The 15,995-nt window shown below is 73.8% G+C and carries 17 protein-coding genes; 15 read left to right on the forward strand and 2 right to left on the reverse strand.

Features of this window, described 5'->3' with window-relative positions; all coding sequences use genetic code 11:
- The first annotated feature begins 12 nt into the window (after nucleotides 1–12).
- The 14 genes from folE (at nucleotide 13) to ACP7CD_RS15615 (ending at nucleotide 13,154) form a co-directional block, all read left to right on the forward strand.
- Nucleotides 13–768, forward strand: a complete 756-nt coding sequence (gene folE, locus ACP7CD_RS15550; protein WP_426120588.1) for a GTP cyclohydrolase I FolE — start codon at nucleotides 13–15, stop codon at nucleotides 766–768.
- Nucleotides 769–772: 4 nt separating this feature from the next.
- On the forward strand, nucleotides 773–1,717 hold the full coding sequence (gene folP / locus ACP7CD_RS15555) for a dihydropteroate synthase (RefSeq protein WP_426120589.1): 945 nt from the start codon (nucleotides 773–775) through the stop codon (nucleotides 1,715–1,717).
- The gene (folB, locus tag ACP7CD_RS15560) at nucleotides 1,714–2,175 is read left to right on the forward strand and encodes a dihydroneopterin aldolase (RefSeq protein ID WP_017832034.1); all 462 of its coding nucleotides are present in this window, start codon (nucleotides 1,714–1,716) and stop codon (nucleotides 2,173–2,175) included. The genes folP and folB overlap by 4 nt, the downstream gene beginning before the upstream one ends.
- 1 nt (nucleotide 2,176) lies before the next feature.
- Nucleotides 2,177–2,707, forward strand: a complete 531-nt coding sequence (gene folK, locus ACP7CD_RS15565; protein WP_017832033.1) for a 2-amino-4-hydroxy-6-hydroxymethyldihydropteridine diphosphokinase — start codon at nucleotides 2,177–2,179, stop codon at nucleotides 2,705–2,707.
- A 12-nt stretch (nucleotides 2,708–2,719) separates the two neighbouring features.
- The gene (locus ACP7CD_RS15570; protein ID WP_052132870.1) at nucleotides 2,720–3,289 is read left to right on the forward strand and encodes a DUF3180 domain-containing protein; all 570 of its coding nucleotides are present in this window, start codon (nucleotides 2,720–2,722) and stop codon (nucleotides 3,287–3,289) included.
- Between the two features lie 10 nt (nucleotides 3,290–3,299).
- Nucleotides 3,300–3,812, forward strand: coding sequence for a PH domain-containing protein (locus ACP7CD_RS15575; RefSeq protein WP_031282261.1), 513 nt, complete (start codon nucleotides 3,300–3,302; stop codon nucleotides 3,810–3,812).
- A complete protein-coding gene (locus ACP7CD_RS15580; RefSeq protein ID WP_126346520.1) occupies nucleotides 3,809–5,335 on the forward strand; it encodes a PH domain-containing protein in 1,527 nt (508 codons plus the stop codon). Before ACP7CD_RS15575 ends, ACP7CD_RS15580 begins: the two co-directional genes overlap by 4 nt.
- The gene (locus ACP7CD_RS15585; protein WP_095650871.1) at nucleotides 5,332–6,288 is read left to right on the forward strand and encodes a Rossmann-like and DUF2520 domain-containing protein; all 957 of its coding nucleotides are present in this window, start codon (nucleotides 5,332–5,334) and stop codon (nucleotides 6,286–6,288) included. The genes ACP7CD_RS15580 and ACP7CD_RS15585 overlap by 4 nt, the downstream gene beginning before the upstream one ends.
- Nucleotides 6,285–7,172 carry a pantoate--beta-alanine ligase gene (panC, locus tag ACP7CD_RS15590; protein WP_109243855.1) on the forward strand — a complete coding sequence of 296 codons (888 nt, stop codon included), beginning with the start codon at nucleotides 6,285–6,287 and terminating at the stop codon, nucleotides 7,170–7,172. Before ACP7CD_RS15585 ends, panC begins: the two co-directional genes overlap by 4 nt.
- 44 nt (nucleotides 7,173–7,216) lie before the next feature.
- Complete coding sequence (lysS, locus tag ACP7CD_RS15595) at nucleotides 7,217–8,740, forward strand: lysine--tRNA ligase (protein WP_109243854.1); 1,524 nt, start codon at nucleotides 7,217–7,219, stop codon at nucleotides 8,738–8,740.
- A gap of 75 nt (nucleotides 8,741–8,815) precedes the next feature.
- Complete coding sequence (locus ACP7CD_RS15600; protein ID WP_017832026.1) at nucleotides 8,816–9,031, forward strand: hypothetical protein; 216 nt, start codon at nucleotides 8,816–8,818, stop codon at nucleotides 9,029–9,031.
- A gap of 261 nt (nucleotides 9,032–9,292) precedes the next feature.
- The gene (locus ACP7CD_RS15605) at nucleotides 9,293–9,625 is read left to right on the forward strand and encodes a histone-like nucleoid-structuring protein Lsr2 (RefSeq protein ID WP_017832025.1); all 333 of its coding nucleotides are present in this window, start codon (nucleotides 9,293–9,295) and stop codon (nucleotides 9,623–9,625) included.
- A 304-nt stretch (nucleotides 9,626–9,929) separates the two neighbouring features.
- Nucleotides 9,930–12,494, forward strand: a complete 2,565-nt coding sequence (locus ACP7CD_RS15610; RefSeq protein WP_035926045.1) for an ATP-dependent Clp protease ATP-binding subunit — start codon at nucleotides 9,930–9,932, stop codon at nucleotides 12,492–12,494.
- A 132-nt stretch (nucleotides 12,495–12,626) separates the two neighbouring features.
- Nucleotides 12,627–13,154: an amino-acid N-acetyltransferase gene (locus tag ACP7CD_RS15615; RefSeq protein ID WP_035926048.1), complete on the forward strand. Its 528-nt coding sequence runs from the start codon at nucleotides 12,627–12,629 to the stop codon at nucleotides 13,152–13,154.
- Here the strand turns inward: ACP7CD_RS15615 and ACP7CD_RS15620 are convergent.
- Entirely contained in the window at nucleotides 13,138–14,115 is a 978-nt protein-coding gene (locus ACP7CD_RS15620) for an A/G-specific adenine glycosylase (protein WP_109222217.1), read from the reverse strand. The two genes, ACP7CD_RS15615 and ACP7CD_RS15620, sit on opposite strands and share 17 nt — an antisense overlap.
- Before the next feature lie 120 nt (nucleotides 14,116–14,235).
- On the opposite strand from ACP7CD_RS15620, the gene ACP7CD_RS15625 reads away from it, so the two are divergent.
- Nucleotides 14,236–14,895: a hypothetical protein gene (locus tag ACP7CD_RS15625; RefSeq protein WP_249033770.1), complete on the forward strand. Its 660-nt coding sequence runs from the start codon at nucleotides 14,236–14,238 to the stop codon at nucleotides 14,893–14,895.
- 16 nt (nucleotides 14,896–14,911) lie between these two features.
- On the opposite strand, the gene disA is transcribed toward ACP7CD_RS15625, so the two are convergent.
- A complete protein-coding gene (gene disA / locus ACP7CD_RS15630) occupies nucleotides 14,912–15,988 on the reverse strand; it encodes a DNA integrity scanning diadenylate cyclase DisA (protein WP_031282255.1) in 1,077 nt (358 codons plus the stop codon).
- Between the last annotated feature and the right edge of the window lie 7 nt (nucleotides 15,989–15,995).

The following is a 15,995-nucleotide window of genomic DNA, read 5'->3' on the forward strand; positions in this document are numbered from 1 at the left end:
GTCGGGCCTAGGATGGAGCGACAGCCGGTCGCGTCCGCCGACTCCCGTCCCGTCCGGCAGACCCCGCCGCACCGGCAGATCCCGAAGGAGGGCGCGTTGCCCCACGAGGCCCGCACGAAGCAGACGAGCGCGCACGACCTGCGCGCGGAGGCGTTCGACCCGCCGTACCCCGACCCCGCCCCCGCGCTGGAGGCCGGCGCCGGGGCGGTCGACCAGCCGCGCGTCGCGGCGGCCGTGCGCGAGCTGCTGCTGGCGATCGGCGAGGACCCGGACCGGGACGGCCTGCAGGGCACCCCGGGGCGCGTGGCGCGGGCGTACGCGGAGATGTTCGCGGGCCTGCACCAGGACCCCGCCGAGATCCTCGGGACGAACTTCGACATCGGCCACTCCGAGATGGTCCTCGTCAAGGACATCCCCTTCTACTCGACCTGCGAGCACCACCTCGTCCCGTTCCACGGGCACGCCCACGTGGGCTACATCCCCGGCCACGACGGGATGGTCACCGGCCTGAGCAAGCTCGCCCGCCTCGTGGACCTCTTCGCCCGCCGGCCCCAGGTCCAGGAGCGGCTGACCACCCAGGTGGTGGAGGCGATCGTGGAGCACCTCCAGCCGGCCGGGGTGATCGTGGTGCTCGAGTGCGAGCACCTGTGCATGTCCATGCGCGGGGTGCGCAAGCCGGGCGCCAAGACCGTCACCTCGGCCGTGCGCGGACAGCTGCGCGAGCCCGCCACCCGCGCCGAGGCGATGAGCCTCATCCTGGGGCGCTGAGCACATGACGACCCCCCTCCGCACCGACCCCGCGCACCGGCCCTCCGGCTGGGGCTCCTTCGAGAACCTGCCCATCGGGCGCACGCTGGTCATGGGCATCCTCAACGTCACCCCCGACTCCTTCAGCGACGGCGGCGAGCACGCCGGGCACGAGGCCGCGATCGCGCACGGGCTGCGCATGCTCGCCGAGGGCGCCGACATCGTCGACGTCGGGGGCGAGTCCACCCGGCCCGGCTCCGAGCGGATCGACCCCGCCGAGGAGCGGCGCCGGATCCTGCCCGTGGTCGAGGCCCTCGCCGCCGCGGGCGCGGTGCTCAGCGTCGACACCCTCCACGCCGGGACCGCCGAGGCCGTCCTGGACGCCGGGGCGCACATCGTCAACGACGTCTCGGGGCTGCGCGCGAGCCAGGACATGATCGACCTGGTCGCCGAGCGGCAGGCCCCCTACGTCCTCATGCACGCCCGCGGCCTGCCCGACGTGCAGGACTCCCGGGCCGTCTACCACGACGTGGCCGGGGAGGTGCTCGGGGAGCTCGAGGCGCTGACGGAGCGCTGCCTGGCCGCCGGCCTGGCCCCCGAGAAGCTGGTCCTGGACCCCGGGCTGGGCTTCGACAAGCGCGGGGCGCAGAACTGGGAGCTGCTCCGGGCGCTGCCGCGCTTCACGGCCACCGGCCACAAGGTGCTCGTGGCGGCGTCCCGCAAGCGTTTCCTCGGCACCCTGCTCGAGCAGGACGGCGCACCGCGCCCCGCGGCCGGGCGGGACGCGGCGACGGCCGCGATCAGCGCGCTGTCCGCCCACGCGGGCGCGTGGTGCGTGCGCGTCCACGCCGTGCGCCCGAGCGCCGACGCCGTGGCCGCCGCGCACGCCTGGCGCGGCGTGGAGCCGGCCCTGCTGCGCCCCGCCGCCGACGCCGGCGTGCTGCCGGCGTCCTCCGGAGCGGACCGGTGAACCGCGTGCCGCGCGAGGACGCGGACGCCGCCCGGATGCGCGCCGGGGACCGGGCCGGCCGCCAGCACGTCCCGGTGTCCACCACCAGGGCCCCCGACCGCCGGGACCGGATCAACCTCCTGGGCATCGGCGCGGTGGGCTACCACGGCGTCTTCGACCAGGAGAAGCGCAGCGGCCAGCCCTTCTTCGTGGACCTCGTCATGTACCTGGACCTGGCCGCGGCGGGGGCCTCGGACGACGTCGCCCTGACCGCCCACTACGGCGAGGTCGCCGAGGAGGTGCGGGACATCGTCATCGGCCCCAGCGTCAACCTGCTCGAGACCCTCGCCGACCAGGTCGCCCGGCGGCTGCTCGCCCGCTTCCCGCTCGACGCGGTGGAGGTCACCGTGCACAAGCCCAAGGCGCCCATCGAGGTGACGTTCTCCGACGTCTCCGTCACGATCTACCGGGAGCGCTGAGGTGGGCACCCGGGCCGTCCTCGCCCTCGGCGCCAACCTCGGCGACCGGGAGGCCACCCTCCGCGGCGCCGCCCTCGAGCTGGCCGCCCACCCGCGGATCACGCTGGTCCGCGCCTCGCCCATCGTGCGCTCCCGGCCGGTCGGCGGACCGGCCGGCCAGGGGGACTACCTGAACGCGGTCGTCGAGGTGGAGACCGAGCTGAGCCCCTTCGGGCTGCTGCGGGCGTGCCAGGAGGTGGAGGAGCGCCACCACCGGACCCGGACGCAGCGCTGGGGCCCGCGCACCCTCGACGTCGACATCGTGGTCTACGGGGACCTGCGCCTGGACGAGCCGGACCTCACCGTGCCCCACCTGCGCGCCGGCACCCGCGCGTTCGTGCTCGTGCCCTGGGCCCTCATGGACCCCGGCGCGACGCTCGAGGGGCGCAGCGTCGCCGAGCTGGCCCGCCGGGCGGAGGACCTCGGCGGCCTGGGGCCGGACACGATCCCCCTGCTGCCCGAGGACCCCGCTCCCGGCGGGGACGGGGACTGAGGGGGAGCCGCCGTGCACGTGCTCACGGTCCCGGCGCTGCTGATGTGCGCCGCCGCCGCCGGTGCCGTCGGCTGGACCGCCAACCGGCTGTCCACGGGCGCGGGCGGGCCGCTGCTGATCCTGCCGTGGGCCTCGCTCGCGGCCCTCGCCGCCGTGGCCGCGGCCCTGCTGGTGCTGGGCGTGCGGGTCAAGCGGCACCAGGACGGAGCGCGCCCGGAGCGTTTCGACCCGCTCGTGGCCGCCCGCACCGCGGCCGGCGCGCAGGCGGTGGCCTGGGCGGGGGCGATGCTGACCGGCTGGCACGCCGCCGTGGCCGTCGAGCAGCTCGCGCTGGTGACCGTGCGCTCCGAGCAGGGCCCGCTGTGGGCCAGCCTGGTGCACGCCGGGGCCGGGCTCGTGCTCGTGGTGGTGGGCTGGATCGTGGAGGGCTTCTGCAAGCTGCCGCCGGACGATCCCGACGCGGAGGAGGGCGCCGAGTACCGTAGGGGGCGGCAGAAGGAGCTTCCCGAGGGAGAAGGTGGTTATGCCCGAGAGATCCGCCCACGGGCCCGTCGGCGGCCCCGTGGCGGGGACGCCCGGTGACCGGGTGCCCCTGAGCAACCCCGCGATCGACCCCGAGGGCCTGGCCTGGACCCGGGTCTCGCCCAAGCACCTCTCCGTGGTGGTGCTCTCCACCCTCCTCAGCACCCTCTTCTGGCTCGCCGCCCTCGGCTGGCCGGCGGTGCTGGCGGCCACGGGCGTGTGGTCCGGCGCCCCCCTGGGCCTGCTGCTGCTGCCGCCCGCGGCCGTCCTGGCGGCCGGGCTGCTCTCCGTGCTCCTGGCCCCGCGGCGGGTCCGGGCGATCGGCTACGCCGAGCGCGGCGAGGACCTGCTCGTGCGGCGCGGCCTGCTCTACCAGCGGGTCACGGTGATCCCCTACGGCCGGATGCAGTACGTGGACGTGTCGGTCTCCCCGCTGCAGCGCAGCTTCGGCCTGGCCACCGTGAAGCTGCACACCGCCGCCGTGGGCAGCCACGCCGAGATCCCGGGGGTGGAGCACGCCGAGGCGTCCCGGCTGCGCGAGCGGCTCACCGCGCGCGGCGAGGCCCTCCTGGCGGGCCTGTGAGCGCTGCCCCCGCCCCCGCGCCGGCCCCGCAGTGGCACCGTGTCCACCCGCTGACCCCGGTGGTCAAGGGGTGGCTCGCGATGGTCGTGATCGCGGGCGCCTTCGTCAACATCCTCCTCGACGACTTCCTCAACGCCTTCCTCGGCCGCGGGGACGCCGTGCCGCCCCAGGACTTCGACCCGGCCCGGATGGGCGCCGTCTTCTGGTGGGTGCTGGCCGGGCTCGTGGCGGTCGTGCTCCTCGTGTTCGCCGCGGCCGTGCTGGTCTCCTGGTGGTTCACCCGCTACCAGGTGACCCCGGAGCACGTGCGGATCCGCTCCGGGGTGCTCTTCCGGCAGGAGCGCCAGGCGCGGCTGGACCGGGTGCAGGCCATCGACATCCACCGCCCGTTCCTGCCCCGGCTGCTGGGGCTGGCGGAGCTGAAGTTCGAGGTGGCCGACGCCGGGCAGTCCGCGGTGTCCCTGTCCTACCTCACCCACCCCCAGGCGCGCGTGCTGCGCGGGGAGCTGCTGGGCCGGCTCGGCCTGGCCGCCCCGGGCCAGGACCCCGCCGCCCCGGCACCCGGTGCGGCGCCCGGCCTGCCCGCGCGGCGACCGGCCCCCTGGGCGGTCACCGGGGACCAGGAGCGCCCGGTGCTCGGCGTGCCGGTGCCGCGGCTGATCGGCTCCGTGCTCGCCTCGGGCTCGTCGGTCGCCCTGGCCGTGCTGCTGGCCGCCGCACCGGCCGCCCTGCTGGTGGACGCCCGTGCCGCCCCGGCGATGCTCGCCGCCTGGCTGCCCGGGCTGATCAGCTTCGGTGCGGTCTCCTACCGCCGGGTCGAGCAGGGCTACCACTTCCGGCTGCTGCGCGTCCCCGAGGGCATGCGCGTGCGCTACGGCCTGTTCAGCGTCCGCTCCCAGACCGTCCCGGCGGGGCGGATCCAGGCGGTGGGCGTGGACCAGCCGCTGCTCTGGCGGCCCTTCGGCTGGTACCGGGTGCGGGTCAACGTGGCCGGCTACGGGCCCGCGGCGGGGGAGGGCGACGCCATGCGCTCGACCCTGCTGCCCGTCGGCACCCTGCCCCAGGTGCACCAGGTCCTGCACCTCGCGCTGCCCGGCGCCCGGGACGGTGACCTCGCCGCGCTGCTGCGGGAGGGCCTGCACGGCCTGGGCGCGCAGGGCCGGTTCACCACCTCTCCGCGCCGGGCCCGGTGGCTCGACCCCCTCGTGCACCGCCGGACCGGCTTCGCCGCGACCGAGGACGTCCTCGCGGTCCGGTCCGGGCGGCTGAGCCGGCGCACCGCCGTGCTGCCGCACGAGAAGACCCAGTCGGTGGCCGTGAGCCAGGGCCCGCTCGAGCGGGCCCTGGGGCTCGCCGACGTCCAGCTGCACTCCACGCCGGGGCCCGTGAGCGTCATGGTCCCGCATCTCGACGCCGGGGACGCCCGGGCGCTCGCCGCGGCCCAGGCGGTGCACGCGGCCGGGGCCCGTAGACTGGCCGACGGCCCGAGCCACCCCCACACCCCCCGCCAGGAGAGACCATGAGCCACCCGTCCGACCGCCCGGGACGCCTCGGGGTCGGGGTCGTCAGCGCCGGGAAGGTGGGCGCCGTCCTGGGCGCCGCGCTGCGCGCCGCCGGCCACGCCGTCGTCGGCGTCAACGCCGTCTCCGAGGCCAGCCGGGACCGCGCCGAGGCCCTCCTGCCCGGCGTGCCCGTCCTTGAGGTCCCGTCCGTGCTCGAGCGCGCCGAGCTCGTGCTGCTCGCCGTGCCCGACGACGAGCTGCCCGGGCTCGTGCAGGGCCTCGCCGACGCCGGGCTGTGGCAGGCCGGGCAGCTCGTGGTGCACACCGCGGGCCGCTGGGGCACCCGCGTCCTGGACCCGGCCCGCCGGCTCGGGGCGATCCCGCTCGCGATCCACCCGGCCATGACCTTCACGGGCATGAGCCTGGACCTTGCCCGGCTGAGCGACTGTTCGTTCGGGATCACGGCCCCGGGACCGGTGCTGCCCATCGCCCAGGCGCTGGTGGTCGAGATGGGCGCCGAGCCGGTGGTCGTCGCGGAGGCCGACCGCCCGCTCTACCACGCGGCCCTCGCCCACGGCGCCAACCACCTGATGACCGTCGCCGGACAGTCCATGCAGGTGCTCCGCGACATCGGCGTCGAGCGCCCCGACCGGATGGTGGGGCCCCTGCTGCGCGCGACCTTGGACAACGCCCTGGCCGCGGGGGAGTCCGCGCTCACAGGACCCGTGGCCCGCGGCGACGCCGGGACCGTGGCCGCCCACCGGGACGCCCTCGACGAGTACGCCCACGGCCACGGGAGCGACGACGTCCTGCTCGCCTACCTGGACCTCGCCCGCGTCACCGCCCGCCGTGCCCTGGACCGCGGCCTGCTCGACCGCCCGCGCTACGACGCCGTGCTCGCCGCCCTCGAGCTCACCCGGGACACCGACGGCACCGACGGCACCCGCGGCACCGACGGAGAGGACACCCTGTGAGCGACCCCACCGGCGCCCCCACCGGCGTCCCCCGCGTCTGCCGGGGCATCGAGGAGTTCCGGGCCGCGCTGGCCGACCGGCTCGGCGCGGCCCGGGACGGGGCGCCCGGTGAGCGGGCGTCCCTGGGCCTCGTGCCCACCATGGGCGCCCTGCACGAGGGGCACGGCCACCTGGTGCGCCTCGCCCGGCAGGAGAACACCGTGGTCGCGGTCTCGGTCTTCGTGAACCCGCTGCAGTTCGGCCCCGACGAGGACTTCGAGCGCTATCCGCGCACCCTCGAGGCCGACGTCGAGCTGCTCGGCCGGTTCGGCGCCGACCTCGTCTTCGCCCCGTCGACGGCGGAGATGTACCCGGACGGGGAGCCCCTCGTGCGCGTCACCTCCGGCCGGCTCGGCGCCGTGCTCGACGGCGCGAGCCGCCCCGGCCACTTCGACGGCGCCCTGACCGTGGTCAACAAGCTGCTCAACATCACCGCCCCGCCCGGGCCGGCCGCGTTCCGGGCGTACTTCGGGGAGAAGGACGCCCAGCAGCTGCTCCTCGTGCGCCGGATGGTCGCCGACTTCGACCTGCCCGTCACCGTCCGGCCCGTGCCCATCGTGCGCGACGAGGACGGGCTGGCCCTGTCCTCCCGCAACCGCTACCTCGACGCCGCGCAGCGCCGCTCCGCGCTCGTGCTCCCGCGCACCCTGCGGGCGCTCGCCGCCGGGGAGCTGGAGCTCGAGGCCGCCCGGCGGCGGATCGCCGCCGAGGACGGGGTCCGGCTCGACTACCTCGTCGTCGTCGACCCCCGCACCCTGGCGCCGGTCGAGCCGGCGCCCGGCGCCCTTGCCCTCGTGGCCGCCCACGTGGGCGGCACCCGGCTGATCGACAACCTCGTGCTGTGAGGGCCCCGGCCGGGATTTGACCCTCCCCGTTATCCTGGACAACTGTGACCAACGCGCAGAACACCTCCCCGACCGCCCAGGCAGAGGCCGAGCAGGCCGAGCTCTCGGACCAGATGCAGTTCCGCCTCGCCAAGCGCGCCCGGCTCCTCGAGTCGGGCCGGGAGGCCTACCCCGTGGGCGTGGAGCGCACGCACACCCTCGCCGAGGTGCGGGAGGCCCACGGCCACCTCGAGCCCGGCGAGGAGACCGGGCAGTTCGTCGGCGTGGCCGGGCGCGTGGTCTTCGTGCGCAACACCGGCAAGCTGTGCTTCGCCACCCTCCAGGAGGGGGACGGCACCCGCCTGCAGGTGATGCTCTCCCTGGCGAAGGTGGGGGAGGAGTCCCTGGGCGAGTGGAAGTCCCTCGTGGACCTCGGCGACTTCGTCGCCGTGCACGGCGAGGTGATCGCCTCCCGCCGCGGCGAGCTCTCCGTGATGGCCGACGCCTGGACCATGGCGTCCAAGGCGCTCCGGCCTCTGCCCACGCTGCACAACGAGCTCAGCGAGGAGACCCGGGTGCGCCGGCGCTACCTCGACCTCATCGTCCGGCCCGAGGCCCGCGACGTCGTCGTGCAGCGGGCGCGGATCATCCAGACGGTGCGCAACGTCCTGGTGGAGCGCGGCTACGTGGAGATCGAGACGCCGATCCTGCAGCTCGTGCACGGCGGGGCCACGGCCCGGCCGTTCGAGACGCACCTCAACGCGTTCGACCAGGACATGACCCTGCGCATCGCCACGGAGCTCTACCTCAAGCGCGCCGTGGTCGGCGGGATCGAGCGGGTCTTCGAGATCGGGCGGGTCTTCCGCAACGAGGGCGTCGACTCCTCGCACAGCCCCGAGTTCACCACCCTGGAGGCCTACGAGGCCTACGCCGACCAGTTCACGATGGCCGAGCGGATCAAGGAGATCATCCTCGCGTGCGCCGACGCCCTGGGCGTCGACACCATCGAGACGGACAAGGGCACGATCGACCTGCGCGGGGACTGGCGCTGGCTGTCCGTCTACCCCGCCCTCTCCGAGGCCGTGGGGCAGCGGATCACCCCGGAGACCCCCGTGGAGACCCTGCACCGGATCGCCGAGGAGCACGAGGTCCCCGTCGGCCCGATGTGGGACGCGGAGAAGTACGTGCTCGAGCTGTTCGGCGAGATCGTGGAGCCCACCCTGGTCCAGCCGACCTTCGTGTGCGACTACCCGCCCTCGGCGCAGCCGCTCGCCCGCCAGCACCGCTCCGAGCACGGCCTGATCGAGGCGTGGGACCTGATCATCGGGGGGATGGAGCGCGGCACGGCGTTCTCCGAGCTGATCGACCCCGTGGTCCAGCGCGAGCGGCTCACCGAGCAGTCCCACCGGGCCGCGGCCGGCGACGACGAGGCCATGCGGCTGGACGAGGACTTCCTGCGCGCCCTCGAGCACGGCGCCCCGCCCATGGGCGGCCTGGGCCTGGGCCTGGACCGGCTCATCATGCTCTTCACCGACCTGGGGATCCGGGAGACCATCCTGTTCCCCCTCATGAAGCCCGAGCAGGACTGAGCCCGGGCCGCGGCCGTGCCGCGGCCCCTCGCCGTCCCCAGCCTCCGCCCAGATCTCCCCGGGAGAATCGCACCCATGGAATACATCGCTGTCCTGCTGCCCTCGATCAGCATCGGCATCATCTTCTGGTTCATCCTCCGCTGGATCTTCCGCGGCGACCGCACGGAGCGCGCCGTCGAGTCCCGCTCGCAGGAGGACGCCGAGCGCTGGTACGAGGAGCTCAAGCAGCGCGACGGCGAGGACCTGCCGTTCGGCCACTCCCCGCGCCGCGGCCGCCGGACGGAGCGCTGAGCTCCCGGCCCCCGCCGCACCGTCTTTCGAATGAATTCGAATTGGCGCCCTGTTTGTCCGCCTTTTCGTGCTGTTGAATTCCGCCCGGTAATTGTAGGATAAACTCGACGACGCCGGGTGTTCGGGTCCGTCGGAGTTCTCCGGAATTCACGATCAGGATCATCCGGTATCACACGGGGGAATCAGCACCGCCTCAGGAAGCGCCGCTCTCGGCGCGGCCGGGCAGAGACGAGCGCCGAAAGGCGGAGGAGAGTTCCAGTTATGGCACAGACCGTGCAGATCATTCTCGAGGACGACCTCGACGGCGGGCCCGCGGAGGAGACCGTGCGCTTCGGCCTCGACGGCGCGCAGTACGAGATCGACCTCTCCGAGGAGAACGCCGCCAAGCTGCGCGACGCCGTGCGGCCCTTCATCGCCAAGGCCCGGCGCGCCCAGCAGGGCAAGCAGACGTCCAAGCAGGCCCGGCCCACCGGCAAGTCCAATCCGGACACCGCCGCCATCCGGCAGTGGGCCCGAGAGAACGGCCACCCGGTCTCCGACCGCGGCCGTATTCACCAGGACGTGCAGAAGGCGTACTACGACGCCCACAAATAAGAGCGCGCGTTCCGCGTCCGGCGGAATAGAGGAGGGGCCGGTCCGCCGGTCCCTCCTTTCCCTTTTCCTTCCGCCGGGCCCGTGCCCCTATCGGCCGCCGCGGGGCCCGGGCACGAAATGCCCCGGCATTCTTTTGATGACCTGCGCCTTTGCCGGTGCGGACGCGAACACCGGCATTTCCCCCGGGCTGTTCCGGGGACGGCCCGCGCCCCGGCCGTCCGGTCTTCTCGCCGGTGGCGAACAGCACCCCGATCACCCCCTCGGGTGCGTAGCATCGGGTGCAGACATCGACTGAGGAGTATCCATGTTCGAACGCTTCACCGACCGCGCCCGCCGGGTCGTGGTGCTGGCCCAGGAAGAGGCCAGGATGCTCAACCACAACTACATCGGCACCGAGCACCTGCTGCTCGGGCTGATCCACGAGGGCGAGGGAGTGGCCGCCAAGGCGCTCGACTCGATGGGCATCACCCTCACCGGCGCCCGCGAGCAGGTCCAGGACATCATCGGACCGGGCCAGCAGGCCCCGTCCGGGCACATCCCCTTCACCCCCCGGGCCAAGAAGGTCCTCGAGCTCTCGCTGCGCGAGGCCCTCCAGCTCGGCCACAACTACATCGGCACCGAGCACATCCTGCTGGGCATCATCCGCGCGGGCGAGGGCGTGGCGGCGCAGGTGCTGACCAAGCTCGGCGCGGAGCCCCAGAAGGTGCGCTCCACCGTGCTGGAGCTGATCTCCGGCTACCAGGGCGGGGGCACCCCCGAGAAGGAGGGCGCCGGCGTGCGCTCGGCCGGCCAGTCCGAGGGCACGCCCGCGGGCTCGGCCGTGCTGGACCAGTTCGGCCGCAACCTCACCGCGGCCGCCCGCGAGGGCAAGCTGGACCCCGTCATCGGGCGGTTCCGCGAGATGGAGCGGGTCATGCAGATCCTCTCCCGGCGCACCAAGAACAACCCGGTGCTGATCGGCGAGCCCGGCGTGGGCAAGACCGCGGTGGTCGAGGGCCTGGCCCAGGCCATCGTGCGCGGCGACGTCCCGGAGACGCTCAAGGACAAGCACCTCTACACCCTGGACCTCGGGTCCCTGGTGGCGGGCTCCCGCTACCGCGGCGACTTCGAGGAGCGGCTCAAGAAGGTGCTCAAGGAGATCCGCACCCGCGGGGACATCATCCTGTTCATCGACGAGATCCACACCCTCGTGGGCGCCGGCGCGGCCGAGGGCGCGATCGACGCCGCCTCGATCCTCAAGCCCATGCTGGCCCGGGGCGAGCTGCAGACGATCGGCGCCACGACCCTCGACGAGTACCGCAAGCACATCGAGAAGGACGCGGCTCTCGAGCGCCGCTTCCAGCCGATCCAGGTGGACGAGCCCTCCGAGGCGCACGCCGTGGAGATCCTCAAGGGCCTGCGCGACAAGTACGAGGCGCACCACCGCGTCTCGATCTCGGACGACGCCCTCGAGGCGGCGGTGCACCTGGCCGCCCGGTACGTCTCCGACCGGTTCCTGCCGGACAAGGCGATCGACCTGATCGACGAGGCCGGTGCGCGCCTGCGCATCAAGCGGATGACCGCCCCGCCGGAGATCAAGGAGCTCGACGACCGCATCGTCGAGGTCAAGCGGCTCAAGGAGGCCGCGATCGACGGTCAGGACTACGAGAAGGCCGCCTCGCTGCGCGACACGGAGCAGAAGCTCATCGCGGAGCGGGACGACAAGGACCGTGCCTGGCGCGAGGGCGGCGACGAGCTCGCCGAGGTGACCCCCGAGGTCATCTCCGACGTCCTCTCCGCCTCCACGGGAGTGCCCGTCTACAAGCTCACCGAGGAGGAGACGGGCCGTCTCCTGCACATGGAGGACGAGCTGCACAAGCGCATCATCGGCCAGGACGACGCCATCAAGGCGCTCTCCCGGTCGATGCGCCGCACCCGGGCGGGCCTGAAGGACCCCAAGCGCCCGGGCGGGTCGTTCATCTTCGCCGGGCCCACGGGCGTCGGCAAGACCGAGCTCGCGAAGGCGCTGGCGGAGTTCCTGTTCGGGGACGAGGACGCCCTCATCACCCTGGACATGTCCGAGTACCAGGAGAAGCACACCGTCTCCCGGCTCTTCGGCGCCCCTCCGGGCTACGTGGGCTACGAGGAGGGCGGCCAGCTCACCGAGAAGGTGCGCCGCAAGCCGTTCTCGGTGGTGCTCTTCGACGAGGTCGAGAAGGCGCACCAGGACCTGTTCAACTCGCTGCTGCAGATCCTCGAGGACGGTCGCCTGACCGACTCGCAGGGCCGGGTGGTGGACTTCAAGAACACCGTGATCATCATGACCACGAACTTGGGCACCAAGGACATCTCCCGTGCCGTCCCGGTCGGCTTCCAGACCGGCGTGGACCCCGCGTCCAACTACGAGCGCATGCAGGCGAAGGTGCAGGACGAGCTCAAGGAGCACTTCCGGCCCGAGTTCCTCAACCGCGTGGACGAGATCATCGTCTTCCCGCAGCTCACCGAGAACGAGATCGTGCAGATCGTGGACCTGTTCGTGGCCCGGCTGCAGGAGCGGCTGCGCGACCAGGGCATGTCGATCGAGCTCTCCGACGCCGCGAAGCGGTGGGTCAGCCGCAAGGGCTACGACCCGTCCATGGGCGCCCGCCCGCTGCGCCGCACCATGCAGCGGGAGATCGAGGACCAGCTGTCCGAGAAGATCCTCTTCGGGGAGATCAGCACCGGGGAGAAGATCTTCGTGGACACCGAGGGCGAGGGGGACGCGGAGAAGCTGACCTTCTCCTCCACCCCGATGTCCGACCTCACCGGCGACGGCATGGTCGACCCGATGGGCGGCCTCGAGGACGTCGACGTCGCCCGCGGCGACGGTGAGAACCGCTCCGAGGGCTGAGCCGGCCCGGTGTCCGCCGAGGGGCCCGTCGCGCAACCGCGCGGCGGGCCCCTCGGCGTCCGCCCAAGTGGGGACGGTCACGGAGGGAGGCTCCGGCGGGCCGGCGGAGTTCGCAAGCGTACACTGGGGGTCGTGACCGACCTGCGCCTGCGACCCGCCCGCACCTCCGACGTCCCCGCCATCAAGGACCTCGTGGCCCCCCTGGCGCGCGCCGGGGTGCTGATCAACAAGGACACGGTCGCCTACTACGAGGGCATCCAGGAGTTCCTGGTGGTGGAGGCGGTCGGGGACGAGCAGGCCGGTCTCGTCGGCTGCGGCGCCCTGCACGTGATGTGGGAGGACCTGGGCGAGGTCCGCACCCTGGCGACCTCCGACGAGTGGCGGGGCCGCGGGGTGGGACGCACCCTGCTGGCCGGGCTGATCGAGCGGGCCCGCGCCGTGGGGGTCTCGCGCGTGTTCTGCCTGACCTTCGAGGTCGACTTCTTCAGCCGGCACGGCTTCGCGGTCATGCCCAACCAGAACCAGGTGCACCCCGACGTGTTCGCCGAGCTGCTGCGCTCGCACGACGAGGGCGTCGCCGAGTACCTGGACCTCGCCCGGGTGAAGCCCAATACCCTCGGCAACACCCGGATGCTGCTCCAGCTCAGCCCGGAAGACTGACCCCGGACGGTCCCGCGGCGGCCAGCCCGTCCCGCAGCAGCCCGTCCAGGGCGCGCCGGCGCTGCTCCTCCGGGGCGCCCAGCCCGTGCAGGGCGTCCAGGGCCCGCAGGGCCTCCGGCGCCAGTCCCGCGCCCGTGGCGACGTCCACGGGACCCGTGAGGGAGACTGCCGGCACCGGCGCGGACCCGGCCCGCAGCACGGCCATGATCGCCCCGCGGACCTGGCGGTCCGTGCCGTGCCAGGCCTGGCCGCGGGGCGCCTCGACGGGCTCGGGCCGGCCCGCGGCGACCCACGCGCACGCGTCCCGCACCGGGCACTGCTCGCAGCGGGGGGAGCGGGCCGTGCAGACGAGGGCGCCGAGCTCCATCACGGCCTGGTTCCAGCGCACGGCCAGGGCGTCGTCGGCGGGCATCAGCTCCTCCGCGAGCCGGAGCTCGGCGGCGGTCAGCGACCGCGAGGGCAGGGCCCGCCCCGTGACCACCCGGGCGTGCACGCGGCGGATGTTCGTGTCCACCACGGTCTGCCGGTCGCCGAAGGCGAAGACCGCGATCGCGGCGGCCGTGTAGGCGCCCACTCCGGGCAGGGCCAGCAGCAGCTCGTGCGCGGCCGGCACCCGGCCCCCGTGGTGCTCGGTGATCTCGACGGCGGCCGCGTGCAGCCGCAGGGCCCGCCGCGGATAGCCGAGCCGGCCCCAGGCGCGCACGGCCTCCCCGGTGCTCTCCGCCGCGAGGTCCGCGGGCCGCGGCCAGCGCTGCATCCACGCCCGCCACACGGGCAGCACGCGCACCACGGGCGTCTGCTGGAGCATGAACTCGCTGACCATGACCCCCCACGGGGAGCAGGACGGGTCCCGCCACGGCAGGTCCCGGGCGGCGTCGTCGAACCAGTCGGTCACGGCCCGGTGCAGGCCCGGCGGAGCGGGCTCCGCGGCGGCGGTCGGGGCAGTGTGCGGGGAGCTCATCGCAGTCCACTGTAGCCTGGGAGCATGGCGCAGAAGGGTTCCGGGAGCACCCCCCACGGACGGTCGGGGAACGGTCACGACGACGACGGACGAGCTCCCCGCGACCCCGGATCCCGGCGCTTGAGCCCCGAGGTGTACCGGCGCCGCCGGCTCGTGGCGGCCCTCGCGGCGGGCGTGCTGCTGGTGCTCGTGGCGGTGGGACTGGTCTCCGCGGTCGCGGGCATGCTCGGCTCCGGGGAGACGGAGGACGTCCCGGCGCCGGAGGCCGCCACCGCCTCGGCCGCCGCGGCCTCGGAGGAGCCCTTCGCGGACTTCACGCCGCGGCCGGACGAGAGCGCGTCGGCGTCCGGGTCCGCGTCCGGGTCCGCGTCCGCGCCCGCCACGGAGGGTCCGGTCGAGGAGTGCGGCCCCGACCTCGCCGTGCGGGCGTCGACGGACCGGGAGAGCTACCCGGAGGACGTCGAGCCGGTCCTCGAGCTGACCCTGGAGAACACCGGGGAGGACCCCTGCCGCGTCAACGCGGGCACGTCCCGGATGGTCTACGAGGTGACCTCGGGGGCGGACACCGTCTTCGACAGCAGGCACTGCCAGGCCGGCTCCGAGGACGCGGAGGTGACGGTCGAGCCCGGACAGGAGAAGGTTGCCCGGCTGACGTGGAACCGCCTGCGCACCGCCGAGGGCTGCGCGGAGGCGGGGGGCGAGGCCCAGGCCGGGTACTACCGTCTCGTGACGTCCCTCGGGGAGCGCACCGCGGAGCCGGTGCCGTTCGTCCTGGAGTGAGCGCGCCGCGCGCGGCTCACATGAAGCGTTCGAGCAGGCTGGTCTCGGCCATCCGGGAGAGGGACTCGCGCACCGTGCGGGCCCGCTGCTCGCCGATGCCCTCGACCGCCTTGAGGTCCTCCAGGTTGGCGGCCATCAGGGACTGCAGGCCGTCGAACTGGCGCACCAGCCGGTTGGCGACCGCCCGGGGCATCGACTTGATGCCCTCCAGCAGCCGGTAGCCGTGCGGGTGCAGGTCGGTCTCGAGGCTGCCCTGCGGCTCGACGAGACCCACCGACACCGCGATCCGCTGCAGGTCGATGAGCTCCGTGGGCGTGAGCTCGGCGAGCCGCCCCAGTCCCTCCTCGATGCCCTCCGCGGGGGTGCCGTCGGGCAGGTAGTCGCGCAGCACCACGTCCGGCCCCGGGCCGGTGCCCGCGGTGAGCTCCTCGAGCTGCAGCGCGATGAGCCGCCCGTCCACGCCGAGCTCGAGCACGTACCAGCCGATCTCGGAGGAGATCCGCCGGACCATCTCCATGCGTTGGAGCGTCAGGGCCACGTCCCGCACCGTCACGGACGCCTCGATCTCGAGCGAGGAGAGGTTGCCGAGCACCTGCTCCATCCGGTGGCTGTAGTGCTCGAGGGTCTGCAGGGCCTGGTTGGCGCGGGCCATGATCGACTGGGAGCCCTCGATGGCGTACCGGGTCTCGCCCACGTAGATCGTGATGACGCTCATGGACTGGCTCACGGAGATCACCGGCACCCCGGTCTCCTTGGCGGTGCGCTCCGCGGAGCGGTGCCGGGTGCCGGACTCCGTGGTGCCGATCGAGGCGTCGGGGACCAGCTGCACCCCGGCCTTCAGGATGCGGGTGGCGTCCCGGTCGCAGATGATGGCGCCGTCCATCTTGGCCAGCTCCCGCAGCCTGGGCGCGGTGAAGTCGGTGTCGATGTCGAAGCCGCCGGAGCAGATGGCCTCGACGGAGCGGTCGAAGCCGAGCACGAGCAGCCCGCCTGTGCGCCCGCGCAGGATCCGCTCGAGACCGGTGCGCAGTTCGGTGCCGGGTGCGATGCGGGCCAGCGTCTTGCGCAGTGCGTTCTCAGGGGTCTTCGCCACGGTCACA

This window comes from Kocuria sp. LHG3120 (genome assembly GCF_049897445.1).
Taxonomy (GTDB): Bacteria; Actinomycetota; Actinomycetes; order Actinomycetales; family Micrococcaceae; genus Kocuria; species Kocuria rosea.